This is a genomic window from Actinotalea endophytica (genome assembly GCF_025717005.1).
Taxonomy (GTDB): domain Bacteria; phylum Actinomycetota; class Actinomycetes; order Actinomycetales; family Cellulomonadaceae; genus Actinotalea.
The window spans coordinates 221,040-233,754 of the sequence record NZ_JAOVZU010000006.1; the positions used below are offsets into that span (position 1 = coordinate 221,040).

Annotated in this window: 12 protein-coding genes; 7 read left to right on the plus strand and 5 right to left on the minus strand. The window is 74.0% G+C overall.

What is annotated here, in order from left to right:
* The first annotated feature begins 150 nt into the window (after positions 1 to 150).
* Genes OEB99_RS12090 through ispF form a run of 3 tightly spaced genes read left to right on the plus strand, consistent with a single transcriptional unit; the run spans position 151 to position 1,886 of the window.
* Complete coding sequence (locus OEB99_RS12090; protein WP_263577517.1) at positions 151 to 633, plus strand: CarD family transcriptional regulator; 483 nt, start codon at positions 151 to 153, stop codon at positions 631 to 633.
* 33 nt (positions 634 to 666) lie between these two features.
* Positions 667 to 1,404 carry a 2-C-methyl-D-erythritol 4-phosphate cytidylyltransferase gene (ispD, locus tag OEB99_RS12095; RefSeq protein ID WP_263577518.1) on the plus strand — a complete coding sequence of 246 codons (738 nt, stop codon included), beginning with the start codon at positions 667 to 669 and terminating at the stop codon, positions 1,402 to 1,404.
* Entirely contained in the window at positions 1,401 to 1,886 is a 486-nt protein-coding gene (ispF, locus tag OEB99_RS12100; protein WP_263577519.1) for a 2-C-methyl-D-erythritol 2,4-cyclodiphosphate synthase, read from the plus strand. Before ispD ends, ispF begins: the two co-directional genes overlap by 4 nt.
* Before the next feature lie 12 nt (positions 1,887 to 1,898).
* On the opposite strand, the gene OEB99_RS12105 is transcribed toward ispF, so the two are convergent.
* Positions 1,899 to 2,828 (minus strand): NADP-dependent oxidoreductase, encoded by a 930-nt coding sequence (locus OEB99_RS12105; protein WP_263577520.1) that lies wholly within the window; start codon positions 2,826 to 2,828, stop codon positions 1,899 to 1,901.
* 165 nt (positions 2,829 to 2,993) lie between these two features.
* Here OEB99_RS12105 and cysS point away from each other — a divergent pair, with 165 nt between their 5' ends.
* The 3 genes from cysS to OEB99_RS12120 are packed head-to-tail and all read left to right on the plus strand — an operon-like array spanning position 2,994 to position 5,945.
* On the plus strand, positions 2,994 to 4,397 hold the full coding sequence (gene cysS, locus OEB99_RS12110; protein ID WP_263577521.1) for a cysteine--tRNA ligase: 1,404 nt from the start codon (positions 2,994 to 2,996) through the stop codon (positions 4,395 to 4,397).
* The gene (rlmB, locus tag OEB99_RS12115; protein ID WP_263577522.1) at positions 4,397 to 5,386 is read left to right on the plus strand and encodes a 23S rRNA (guanosine(2251)-2'-O)-methyltransferase RlmB; all 990 of its coding nucleotides are present in this window, start codon (positions 4,397 to 4,399) and stop codon (positions 5,384 to 5,386) included. The genes cysS and rlmB overlap by 1 nt, the downstream gene beginning before the upstream one ends.
* Position 5,387: 1 nt before the next feature.
* Entirely contained in the window at positions 5,388 to 5,945 is a 558-nt protein-coding gene (locus OEB99_RS12120) for a YcxB family protein (RefSeq protein ID WP_263577523.1), read from the plus strand.
* A gap of 30 nt (positions 5,946 to 5,975) precedes the next feature.
* Here the strand turns inward: OEB99_RS12120 and OEB99_RS12125 are convergent, their stop codons facing one another.
* From OEB99_RS12125 to OEB99_RS12140, 4 genes are all read right to left on the minus strand, one after another.
* The gene (locus OEB99_RS12125; RefSeq protein WP_263577524.1) at positions 5,976 to 7,232 is read right to left on the minus strand and encodes a DUF4032 domain-containing protein; all 1,257 of its coding nucleotides are present in this window, start codon (positions 7,230 to 7,232) and stop codon (positions 5,976 to 5,978) included.
* Positions 7,233 to 7,295: 63 nt separating this feature from the next.
* Positions 7,296 to 8,423: an ABC transporter ATP-binding protein gene (locus tag OEB99_RS12130; RefSeq protein WP_263577525.1), complete on the minus strand. Its 1,128-nt coding sequence runs from the start codon at positions 8,421 to 8,423 to the stop codon at positions 7,296 to 7,298.
* A 209-nt stretch (positions 8,424 to 8,632) separates the two neighbouring features.
* Positions 8,633 to 9,421: a trehalose-phosphatase gene (gene otsB / locus OEB99_RS12135; protein ID WP_263577526.1), complete on the minus strand. Its 789-nt coding sequence runs from the start codon at positions 9,419 to 9,421 to the stop codon at positions 8,633 to 8,635.
* Entirely contained in the window at positions 9,418 to 10,833 is a 1,416-nt protein-coding gene (locus OEB99_RS12140; protein WP_318011415.1) for an alpha,alpha-trehalose-phosphate synthase (UDP-forming), read from the minus strand. Before OEB99_RS12140 ends, otsB begins: the two co-directional genes overlap by 4 nt.
* Before the next feature lie 111 nt (positions 10,834 to 10,944).
* On the opposite strand from OEB99_RS12140, the gene OEB99_RS12145 reads away from it, so the two are divergent.
* Positions 10,945 to 12,690, plus strand: coding sequence for a serine/threonine-protein kinase (locus OEB99_RS12145; RefSeq protein WP_263577528.1), 1,746 nt, complete (start codon positions 10,945 to 10,947; stop codon positions 12,688 to 12,690).
* Positions 12,691 to 12,715 lie beyond the last annotated feature (25 nt).

The window sequence follows — 12,715 nt, forward strand, 5'->3', positions numbered from 1 at the left end:
GCCGGTGCACGCGCGCGAGGCCCCATCAGCGGCCGAGATCCGGCTCGGTGCTCGCCTCGGCGCCCTGACCAGCACAAACGGGTGACCCCGCGAGTCAAGGGCAGTTCGCACCGTGGTAAGATGGGTCTCCGCGAAAGGGGACGCCTTCACATGACCTTCACCGTCGGCGAGACCGTTGTCTACCCGCATCACGGCGCAGCACTCATCGAAGAGATCAAGTTCCGGACGATCCGAGGCGAGGAGAAGCAGTACCTCAAGCTCAAGGTCGCCCAGGGAGACCTGACGATCGAGGTCCCCGCGGAGAACGTGGACCTGGTCGGTGTGCGCGACGTGGTTGGCGCCGAGGGGCTGGAGAAGGTGTTCGACGTGCTGCGCGCGCCGTACACCGAGGAGCCGACCAACTGGTCGCGCCGCTACAAGGCCAACCTCGAGAAGCTCGCCTCCGGCGACGTCATCAAGGTCGCCGAGGTCGTCCGGGACCTCTCGCGCCGGGACGCCGACCGCGGCCTGTCCGCGGGTGAGAAGCGGATGCTCGCCAAGGCACGTCAGATCCTGGTCTCGGAGCTCGCGCTCGCGGAGCACACCGAGGAGGACAAGGCCGAGGCGATCCTCGACGAGGTCCTCGCCTCCTGAGCAGGCGCCTGACCGGGCGCGGGGCGGGCTGAGGTGACCGTCGCAGCGGTGCTCGTCGCCGCCGGTAGCGGGACTCGTCTCGGCCGCACCCTGCCCAAGGCGCTGGTCACGCTCGCCGGCGAACCGTTGGCCGGGCATGCCGCCCGGGGCCTCGCGGCCGGCCGGTCGGCGACCGGCGAACGGATCGAGCAGCTCGTGGTCACCGCACCCGCGGGTCACCTCGACGAGGTCCGCGACGCCGTGGCCGGCGCGCTGGTCGGGCTGGACCTGCCCGTCGTGGTGGTCGCCGGGGGCGCGAGCCGGCAGGCCTCCGTCGCTGCCGCCCTCGCCGCCCTGGACGAGCGCGCCGACGTGGTGCTCGTGCACGACGCCGCTCGCCCGCTCGTGCCGGGTTCGCTGGTCGGTCGCGTGATCGACGCCGTGCGCGCCGGGCATGCGGCAGTGGTCCCGGGCCTCGCGGTGACCGACACGATCAAGCGGGTGCCGCAGGGCACGGGGCCCGCGCTGCCGGTGCTCGAGACCGTGCCTCGGGACGAGCTGCGCGCCGTGCAGACCCCGCAGGGCTTCGAGCGCGAGCTGCTCGACCGTGCGCACGCCGCCGCGGCCGAGCACGCCCACGACGAGTCGCTCGCCGCGTCCGACGACGCACGGCTGGTCGAGCTCGCCGGGGAGCAGGTCTGGGTCGTGGCGGGGGACGAGCGTGCCGCGAAGATCACCACGGAGCGTGATCTCGCGGTCGCCGAGCTGCTGCTCGGGGAGGAGCGAGGATGACCGGCCTGCCGCGCACCGGGATCGGCGTGGACGTGCACGCGTTCGCGCCCACCGGTTCGGACCGTCCGATGTGGCTCGCGGGCCTGCTGTGGCCGGGTGAGGTCGGTCTCGCCGGGCACTCCGACGGTGACGTGGCCGCGCACGCCGCGGCGGACGCCCTGCTCTCCGCATCGGGGGTCGGCGACCTCGGGTCGGTGTTCGGCACCGACCAGCCGCAGTGGGCCGGAGCGTCCGGGGTCGCGCTGCTGGCCGAGGCCTGCGCGCGCGTGCGGGCCGCCGGCTTCGAGGTCGGCAACGTCGCGGTCCAGGTGATCGGCGTCCGGCCCCGGATCGGCGGACGCCGCGAGGAGGCCGTGGCCGTGCTCACCGAGGCGTGCGGCGCTCCCGTGTCGCTCAGCGCGACCACGACCGACGGGCTGGGCCTGACCGGCCGGGCCGAAGGCGTCGCCGCGATCGCGACGGCGCTCGTCGTGCCCCGCTGAGCCGGTCCGGGCTCAGGGCAGCAGGATGATCTTGCCGGTCACGTGGCCGTCGATGCCGGCCCGGTGGGCGCGGGCCGCGTCCGCCAGGTGGTAGGTCGCACCGACCCGGACGTCGATCTTCCCGGCCTCCCAGAGGCTGACGAGCTTCTCGCGCGCCGCGAGCCGCACCTCCGTGCCGGGATCGGCGCCCTCGCCGCCGCCCAACAGCTGGACCCCCAGCCGGGCGCCCAGCTTGTGACCGGCGAGCGTGGCGATCCGGGACTTCCGGCTGACCAGCGTCACGGAGGTCTCCAGCGCCTCGGCCGTCCCGGCCGCGTCGATCGCCGCAGTCACCGGGCCGAGCGTGCGGACCCGCTCGGTCAGACCGGGGCCGTACGCGACCGGTGTCGCGCCCAGGTCGGTGAGGTAGGCGTGGTTGGCGGGGCTCGCCGTGCCGATCACCCGTGCGCCCCGGACGTGCGCGAGCTGCACGAGCATCGCGCCGACCCCGCCGCTCGCACCGTGCACGAGGACGGTGTCCCCGGCGCCGACCCCCGTGGCCGTGAGCGCGTGCACCGCCGTCACCCCGGCGACCATCAGGCCGGCGGCCTTCTCCCAGCTCATCGCGGAGGGCTTCGGCACCAGCGAGGTCGCGGGCACCACCAGGCGTTCCGCGTAGGCGCCGCGCGCAGGGTAGGCGATGACCTCGTCGCCGACGTCCAGACCGGTCACCTCGCGGCCGTGCGCGAGGACGATGCCGGCGGCCTCGGCGCCGAGCCGCATGGGTAACTTGAGCGGATCCGTGCTCCACGCGCCCGAGTACGCCTTCCAGTCCGCCGGGTTGACCCCGGCGGCGCGCACCTCGATCAGCACGTCGTACGGCCCCACGGTGCCGGACCTGATGTCGGTCACGTGGAGCATCTCGGGACCGCCGTACCCCGTCGCCACCACCGTTCGTGCCATACCTCGATCATTCTCCGCCTGGCCATCCCGGTCCAGGGCTGGGCGGGCAGCGCCGACGATCCGGTGAGACGGGCGGTCCGTGGAGTGGGACGGCGGGGTGCCCGGGCCGGACGCGTGGCGGCGGCGGGGCGCCGGGGCCGGTCGTGTCGCCGGTACCCTGACGCGGTGACCCTGCAGCTGTTCGACACCGCCGCCCGCGAGCTCCGCGAGCTCGCCCCGCTCCACCCCGGCGAGGTCGGCCTCTACGTCTGCGGCGCCACCGTGCAGGGCGCACCGCACATCGGTCACCTGCGCACGGACGTGGCCTTCGACGTCCTGGTCCGCTGGCTGCGCCGGTCCGGGCTGCGCGTCACGCTGGTGCGCAACGTCACCGACATCGACGACAAGATCCTCGCCAAGGCGGCCGAGGCCGGCGTGCCGTGGTGGGCGTGGGCGCTGCAGCACGAACGGGAGTTCGCTGCCGCGCGCGACGCCCTGGGCATCCTCCCGGCCGACTACGAGCCGCGGGCTACCGGCCACGTCACCGACATGGTCGACCTCATGCAGACCCTGGTCGACAAGGGCCACGCCTACTCCGAGGGGGACGGCGACGTCTGGTTCGACGTGCGCTCGTGGCCCGAGTACGGGTCCCTGACCAACCAGCGTCCCGAGGAGCTCTCGGCCTCAGCGGACGAGGAGGGCGGCGCGAAGCGGGACCCGAAGGACTTCGCGCTGTGGAAGCGGGCCAAGCCGGGCGAGCCCGCCGCCGCGGCCTGGCCCACCCCGTTCGGCACCGGTCGGCCCGGCTGGCACCTGGAGTGCTCGGCGATGGCCCGCCGCTACCTCGGCGACGAGTTCGACATCCACGGCGGCGGCCTCGACCTGCGCTTCCCGCACCACGAGAACGAGCAGGCCCAGTCGCGGGCAGCGGGGCTCGGCTTCGCGCAGCTGTGGCTGCACACCGCCTGGGTGACCCAGGGCGGCACCAAGATGAGCAAGTCCCTCGGCAACACGCTGGGTGTGCGGACGCTGCTCGCCCAGACGCCCGCCGTGGTGCTGCGGTACGCGCTGGCCTCGGTGCACTACCGCTCGATGCTCGAGTGGGGCCCGGAGACGATCGCCGAGGCCGAGGCCACCTGGTCGCGTCTGGCGGGCTTCGTCCGCCGCGCGGGCGAGCAGGTCCGCTCCGGTGACCCGACGGCCACCGTGCTGCCCGAGGACTTCGTCGCCGCGATGGACGACGACCTCAACGTCTCCGCGGCGCTCGCGGTGGTGCACGAGCACGTGCACCGGGGCAACACGGCTCTGGCCGACGGCGACCTCGCGGACGTCGTGGTCGAGCTCACGGTGGTCCGGGCGATGCTGGACGTGCTCGGGCTCGACCCGGTGGCCTGGGCGGGGTCCGAGGGTGGCGGCCGGGCCGACAAGGCCCTCGAGACGCTCGTGCGCGCCCAGCTCGACGCCCGCGCTGCGGCCCGGGTGGCGCGGGACTGGTCGACCGCGGACGCGATCCGTGACACGTTGACGGCCGCGGGGATCGTGGTCGAGGACTCACCGGCCGGCGCGCGCTGGTCGCTGGGGGAGGACTGATGGCCGGCAACTCGCAGCGCCGCGGCGCGACCCGCAAGTCGGGGACGAAGAAGACGCCCACCGTCGGCACGGGCGGCAAGGGCCGTCGCGCGCTCGAGGGCAAGGGCCCCACGCCCAAGGCCGAGGACCGCGAGTACCACCCCGCGCACAAGCGCAAGGTCGCGGCCGAGAAGCGCGCGTCGTCCGGCGGGCAGCAGCGCGGCCGCACGCAGCGCGAGCTCGGTGCCCGCACCCAACGCGGCGGGACCGAGGTCGTCGCCGGCCGCAACCCGGTGGTCGAGGCGCTGCGCGCCGGCGTGCCCTGCACCGGGGTGTGGATCGCGCACCAGATCGACGTCGACGACCGGGTCCGCGAGATCCGGCAGACCGCCACCGACCGCGGCCTGCCGCTGCTCGAGGTGACCCGGACCGAGCTGGACCGGATGACCGAGAAGCTCGCCCACCAGGGCGTCGCGATGCAGGTCCCGCCGTACGAGTACGCCGATCTGCGCGGCGTGCTGACTCGTGCCGAGCGCAGCGGCAGACCGCCACTGCTCGTCGCGCTCGACGGGGTCACCGACCCGCGCAACCTGGGCGCCGTGCTCCGCTCGGCAGGGGCGTTCGGCGTGCACGGGCTCGTGGTGCCCGAGCGTCGCGCCGCGGGCGTCACGGCCTCCGCGTGGAAGGTCTCGGCGGGTGCTGCGGCGCGGGTCCCGGTCGCGCGCGTGACGAACCTGGTGCGTGCCCTCGGCGAGCTGCGCGACGCCGGCTGCTCGATCGTCGGGCTGGACGCCGGCGGCACGATGCCGATCGCCGACCTGCAGCTCGCGACCGACCCGGTGGTCCTCGTGGTCGGCTCGGAGGGCAAGGGGTTGGGCCGGCTGGTCCGGCAGACCTGTGACGTGATCTCCTCGATCCCGATCGCCGGGGAGAGCGAGTCGCTCAACGCCGGCGTCGCGGCCGGGATCGCTCTGTACGAGGTCGCCCGACTGCGCGGAGGGGTGGCCTGAGATGCGGGTCAAGGGACAGATCACGCTCACGCCGCTGCTTGCCTGGCGCCTGCAGCTCGTGGGGTCCAAGCTCACCTGGCTCTGGCTCGTCGTGGTGGCGATCGCCGCGCTGGTGCTGTTCGGCGACCCGGCGACCGATCTGGGGGTCCGCGTGGTGCGAGCGGTGGGCTACGCCGTCGCGGCGGTCGTCGCGGTCGGCCTGATCGCGGCGATGTTCGCGTGGCAGACGTGGCGGGGGCAGCTCGGAGCCGTGCAGCACCTCGAGGTGACCGATCGCCGGGTCACGGTGCAGACCGGCGACCGCACGACGCACGTGCCGTGGACCGACGTGCTCGACATCCGCCGGGCCCACACCGGCTGGTTCCTCAGCACCGCGAACCGACAGGTACAGCTGGCGCGCGCGGCGTTCTCGATCGAGGACGCCGCGGCCATCGACGCGTTCCTGGTCGAACGCGCCGCCCGCGTCAAGGAGGAGGCCGCGGCAGCCGATCGCGAGCGTCGCGCAGCACGGGCGGCGCGGCGGGCGGCCAAGAAGGGCGGCAAGCGCTCCGACGCCTGAGCCGCAGGCGGCCGTGCCCGGAGCCGGCGCTCAGACCTCCGGCTCGAGCGCGACCCGGGGGAGCGCGGCGGTGTCGACCCCGAGCACCCGCTTCTCGTCCGGGCGCTTGCGCAGCACGTGCTCGACGTAGCTGCGGGCAGCCTCGTGGATGGGGACGTCGCGCTGCTGCTCGGCGGACAGGAACCAGCGGTGGTCGAGCATCTCGTGGAACATCTGCGCGGGCTCGAGCTTGCCGCGCAGCTCCTCGGGCACGGCGTGCACCGTGGGTTCGAAGACGTTGTCCAGCCAGTCGCGCGCGGCCCGTTGCTCCGGCTCGGCCTGGCGGTCGGTCGCCGCGCGGAACTGGTCCAGGTCGTTGAGCAGGCGCCGGGCCTGGTTCTCCTCCACGGAGAGCCCGGTGAGCCGGGCCAGGCGGCGTGCGTGATGCCCGGCCTCGACCACCTTGGGCTGGATCGAGACCGTGGTCCCGCCGACGTCGGTCACGATGTCGAGCTCGGCGACGTCGAAGCCCAGCTCGTTGAGCATGTCGACGCGCTCGGCCACGCGCCAGCGGTCGCCCGCGCCGAACGACTCGATCCCGGTCAGGGCGTCCCACAGCCGGCTGTAGCGGTCGACGAGCCGGTCGCCGATCTCCACGGGGTCGACGTCCGCCTCGAGCAGGCCACCGGCCTCGAGGTCCATCAGCTCACCGATGATGTTGACCCGCGCGACGTCGAGGTCGTACGCGCGCTGGCCGGGGGTCAGCGCGTCGTGCAGGTCGCCGGTCTCGGCGTCCACGAGGTAGGCCGCGAAGCTCTCCGCGTCGCGGCGGAACAGCGTGTTGGACAGTGACACGTCGCCCCAGTAGAAGCCGGTCAGGTGCAGGCGGACCAGGAGCACCGTGAGCGCGTCGACCAGGCGTGCGCTGGTGCCGGGCTGCAGCTGCTGGCTGAACAGCGCGCGGTACGGCAGCGAGAACTGCAGGTGGCGGGTGATCAGCGCCGCTTCGAGCCGCTCACCCGACGGCGTCGCGCGCCCGGTGATGACCCCGACCGGCTCCACGCTCGGCACCCCGAGCCTGCGGAGCGCGCGCAGCAGCTCGTACTCGCGGTGCGCGACGGTCTCGCCGATCTCCTTGACGGCGAGGAAGCGGCCCGAGAGCCGCACGAAGCGCACCACGTGGCGGGAGATGCCGCGGGGCAGCGCGGCGAGCACGTCGGCGGGCCAGTCCTCGAGCGGGATGCTCCAGGGCAGGTCGAGGAGCGCCGGGTCCGTGGCGGCAGCGGTGATCTGCAGCCGTTGTGCCATGCGGGCTCCTTCACGACGGAGGGCGGGGGCGGCTGTCGCCGACCCCGCCCTCCGTGACGTTCGTCAGGCTTCGATGCGCTTGCCGGTCGATGGGGCGAACATGTGCTCCTCGCCCTTGCGGATCGTCACCGAGACGGTGTCGCCCTTCATCGGCACCGACCGGGGGTCGACCCGGACGATCACCTGGTTGTCGCCCGCCCCGGAGTGGATCTCAGCCCCCGGAGCGATCGGGTCGGTGATGGTGCCGTAGACGAACGCGTCGGAGCCCAGCTCCTCGACGAGGTCCACCTTGACGTGGAACGACTCCGGGTGGTCCTCCTTGGACAGGTCCAGGGACTCCGGACGGAAGCCGATCGTGATCTGGCGGTTGTCCTCGGCGGTCAGCTTGTCGAGGGCCGCGCGCGGCATCGGCAGCCGGCCGGCGCCGAGGATGGCGTGGTCGCCGTCGATCCGGAAGTTGCCGATGTTCATCGCGGGCGAGCCGATGAAGCCGGCCACGAAGACGTTCTGCGGGGTGTCGTACAGGTCACGCGGGGTGCCGACCTGCTGCAGGATGCCGTCCTTCAGCACGCAGATCCGGTCACCCATCGTCATGGCCTCGGTCTGGTCGTGGGTGACGTAGACCGTGGTGACGCCGAGCCGGCGCTGCAGCGAGGCGATCTGGGTGCGGGTCTGCACGCGCAGCTTCGCGTCGAGGTTCGACAGCGGCTCGTCCATCAGGAACACCTGGGGCTGGCGCACGATCGCGCGGCCCATCGCGACACGCTGGCGCTGGCCGCCGGAGAGCGCCTTCGGCTTGCGGTCGAGGTACTCGGTGAGGTCGAGGATCTTCGCGGCCTCCTCGACACGCTTGCGGATCTCGGCCTTCGGGGTGCCGGCGATCTTCAGCGCGAAGCCCATGTTGTCCGCGACGGACATGTGCGGGTAGAGCGCGTAGTTCTGGAAGACCATGGCGATGTCACGGTCCTTCGGCTGGACGTCGGTGACGTCCCGGTCGCCGATCAGGATGCGGCCCGCGTTGACGTCTTCGAGGCCTGCGAGCATCCGCAGCGAGGTGGACTTCCCGCAGCCCGACGGGCCGACGAGGACGAGGAACTCGCCGTCGGCGATCTCCAGGTCGAGCGCGTCCACCGCGGGACGCTCGGTCCCGGGATACACCCGGGTTGCCTTGTCGTAGGTGACAGTAGCCATGTCGTTCCCTCCACCGGCAGGTACGTGCCGGACGATCCGAGTAGAGGACGGAGGGCAGGTCAACCTCGGTGTTCCGATTCTGGACACTGCAGGTGGCCGGCCCCCGCGCCGGCGTCGACGACGCCACGGCCATCCTGCCATACGCGCCCGGGGTCCTGTAGGGGCGGTGGCGGACCAGGTCGAGCGGCCGGGCGGTCCGACCCGCACGGTCAGGCGGCCGCGGCGTCCAGGAGGTCGGCGAACCGGTGCAGCGTCTCGGCCATCGCGTCGGTGTCCGCGACCCGGTGCTCGGCGATCGACTCGCCGTCGCCCACCCGGATCCCGACGTCGCCCGGGGCGAGCGTCGCGAGCGCGCGCTCGTCCGTCACGTCGTCGCCGGCGAACAGCACGTGCCGGACCTCGAGCGCGTCGCGCAGCGCGCGCAGCGCGTCGCCCTTGGTGACCGTGAGCACGGAGAGCTCGACGATGTCGCGGCCGGTCATCACGTCGACGTCCGGCCGATCGCCGAGACCGCGCGCCAGGCCCGCCAGCCGGTCGGCCGTCGCGGGGTCGACCCCACGGGTGTGCAGCACGGCCGTGGTGGGCTTGACCTCGACCCGCGCGGTGGTGCCGGCCGCCAGGTCCCGCAGGCCCGCGGCGAGCTCGTCGAGCGTCGCGGCCCGGGCGTCGTCCAGCACGTGCGGCTCGCGCTCCAGGCGGCGGTGCCACGTGCCCCGCTCCGCGCCATGGCTGCCGACCAGGATCGTGCCGTCCGGCGGCTCGGCGACCGCAGCGAGATCGCCGAGCCCGCGGCCCGAGACGAGCGCGAGGTGCACCCGCGGGGCGTGCACCAGACGCGCCATCGCCGCAGCGCCCCGCGGCGTGGGCCTGGACTGCGAGGGCACGTCGACCAAGGGCGCGAGGACGCCGTCGAAGTCCAGCGCGACGAGCACGTCGTCACCGGCGCCGGCGGCCTCGGCCAACCGTGCCAGAGCGGCGTCGAGAGCCTCCGGGCTCATGCGTCCCTCGCGAACGCGGGCTGCACCGCGGTCCCGGCGAGCGCCTCCAGGAAGCCGGTCGACCACTTCGCGACGTCGTCGGTCAGCACCCGGCGCCGCAGCCGCCGCATCCGGGAGCGGACCTCGCGCGGCGCCATGGTCACCGCGCGTTCGATCGCGGACTTCAGGCCGTCGATGTCGTGCGGGTTGACCAGCAGAGCGCCGCTCAGCTCGTCCGCGGCGCCGGTGAACTCCGAGAGCACCAGCACCCCTCGGTCGTCGACGCACGCGGCGACGAACTCCTTCGCGACCAGGTTCATGCCGTCCCGCAGCGAGGTGACCAGCATGACGTCCGCGGCGGAGTACAGCGCGACCATCTCCTCGGGCGGGTAGGAGTGGTGCAGGTAGTGGATCGGCTGGCTGCCGATCCGCCCGTGCTCGCCGTTGATCCGCCCGACCAGGACCTCGACCTCCTCGCGCAGCTGCTGGTAGGCCTCGACGTTCTCCCGGCTCGGGCTGGCGACCTGTACGAACGCGGCGCCCGGCACGTCCAGCCGACCCTCGTCGAACAGCTCGCCGACAGCCTTGATCCGGTGCCGGATGCCCTTGGTGTAGTCCAGCCGGTCCACGCCGAGCAGGAGCACCTCCGGGTCGCCGAGGTCCGCACGGATCTCCGCAGCCCTGGCCCGCAGCCACGGGGAACGGGCGAGCTCGTCGAACCGGCGGGAGTCGATCGAGATCGGGAACGAGCCGACCCGGATGGAGCGCCCGTCGGGCATCGACACGGTGCCGCCCCGGACCGCGAGGTCGGTCCAGCGGCGGGTGACGCGCAGGAAGTTCGAGGCGTCGCCGGAGCGCTGGAACCCGATCAGGTCCGCGCCGAGCAGGCCGTGGATCACCTGGGTGCGCCACGGGAGCTGGGCGAACAGCTCCAGCGGGGGGAACGGGATGTGGTGGAAGTACCCGATCCGGACGTCGGGCCGCAGCTCGCGCAGCATCGCCGGGACCAGCTGGAGCTGGTAGTCGTGCACCCACGCGGTGCCGCCTGGGGCCACCTGGGCCGCAGCCGCCTCGGCGAACCGCCGGTTCACCCTGCGGTAGGCGTCCCACCAGTGCCGGTGGTAGACGGGCGGGCTGATCACGTCGTGCGACAGCGGCCAGAGGGTGTCGTTGGAGAAGCCCTCGTAGAAGTCGGCGACCTCTTCCTCGGACAGCCCGATCGGCACGAGGTGCATCCCGTCGGCGTCGAACGGGGCGGGAGCCGGGCCGGGTGAGCCGGGCCAGCCGACCCAGGCCCCCTCGGCCCCTTGCATCACGGGCTCCATCGCGCTGACCAGGCCGCCGGGCGAGCGCCGCCACGAGGTCGATCCGTCCGGTTCGGTGCTGAGGTCGACAGGTAGTCGGTTGGCCACCACGACGAGCGGGTAGGTCACATCGCCTCCAAGGTCTGCGTCGAGGCTATCCGGCGGCACCGCACGTTGCAGTCCGGTTCCGGCCCGGCGCGGGCACCCCCATGCGCGGGTGACGGCGGCTAGCGTGCCGACATGGAGCGGATCGGACTTGCCCCCGGCACCGAGATCGGTGGCTACCGGGTGCTCGGTCCGGTCGGTCAGGGCGGCATGGGCGCGGTCTACCGCGTGCGCGACGGCGACGGCGGCGAGGTCGCGCTCAAGCTGGTGCACCCGTACCTGACCGACGGGCCGGCACGCGAGCGCCTGGCGCGCGAGGTCGCGGCGTTGCAGCGGGTGCGCCACCCGGGCGTCGCGCGCGTGCTCGACGCCGAGCTCGACCAGGCCGAGGCCTTCGTGGTCACGGAGCTCGTGGACGGCCAGGACCTGGCCGGCTACGTCGACGAGCACGGCCCGTTCGACGCGGCCGGGCTCGTCGACCTCGGCTCCCGGCTGCGCGATGCGCTGACCGCGGTGCACGACGCCGGGGTGCTGCACCGGGACCTGACCCCCTCCAACGTGCTGATCGGCCCGGACGGCCCGGTGCTCATCGACTTCGGGATCGCGCAGGCCGCCGAGGACGCGCGGGTCACGACCGCGGGCCACGTCGCGGGGACGCCGGGTTACCTGAGCCCCGAGGTGCTCGCCGGCGCCGAGCCCTCGCAGGCCGCGGACTGGTGGGGCTGGAACGGCGTGCTCGCGTTCGCGGCGACCGGCCGCCCGCCGTTCGGGATCCGGCCGCTCGCTGCCGTCCTGGCTCGCGTCCGCACCGGGGACGCGGACCTGGAGGACGTCGACGACGCCGTGGCCGACGCGCTGCGGCCGGCCTTCGAGGTGGACCCGGCCCGGCGCGCGGGCCCGGACGCGGTGCTCGCGGCGCTGCAGCGGGCCGCCGACGGCGGCGGTGCGGTCACCACGGTCCTGCCGCCGCCCCCGCCGCGGGACGAGGTGCCGGGCCTCGGGGCCGCCGTGGTCCCGCCGACGGCCGTGCTGGCCACGGAACCCGGGGAGCCACCGGACGCCGAGGCGGACGCGACCCAGATGGTGCCGGCCCCGCCGCCGCCCGCCCCGCCGCCGCCCGTCGCGGAGTCCGACGACGCCGCGACCGGCGTCCCACCCGGTCCGGACGACGAGGACGGCTGGGACGGTGACGAGGGGTGGGACGGCAGCGCCCAGGAGTGGGCCGAGGGCACCGGGCCCGAGCAGCCGCCCGAGCCGAACCCGCAGGCGCGCACCGTCACCGTGCTGGCCGCCGGGATCCTGCTCGCCGTCGCCGGTGCTGCGTGGCCGGCCATCTCGTTGATCGTCGCCGCGGTCCTCGCCGTCCTGGTGCGCAGCGTCGGGCTGGACATGCTCGCGCTGCACCAGCGTCGGGTCCGCAAGGGGTCGCGACGCGGCGAGACCGCACGCGCGGTCGTCGGATGGCCCTGGTACCTGCTGCGGGCCGTGCTCGGCGTGCTGCCGGCGGCCCTGGTCGCCGCGAGCGCGGTGGTCGTGGTCGGCGGTGTGGGCTGGTGGGGGATCGGGACGGGGCGCTGGCCGATCGCGCCGCTCGAGCCAGGTCAGGTCTCCGGCGAGCTGCCGGGGACCCAGCCGTGGGTCGAGTGGGCGCTGCTCGTGCTCGCCGTGACCGTCGGCCTGGTGCTGATCTGGTTCGGCCCGATGAGCCGGACCACCCGGGTCGGCGCGCGCTTCGCGCTCGCCGCCGTGGCGCCGCCGCGCGCCGGGGCGGTGATCGCGACGCTGCTGCTCCTTGCCGGGGCAGGTGTGGTCGCGACGCTCGTGGTGCTCGGTCAGGACGTGGTGTGGTGGCCGCTGCCCGGACCACCCGACCTCGGGTGAGGCGGGCGGCGTCGGGCACCGCGTA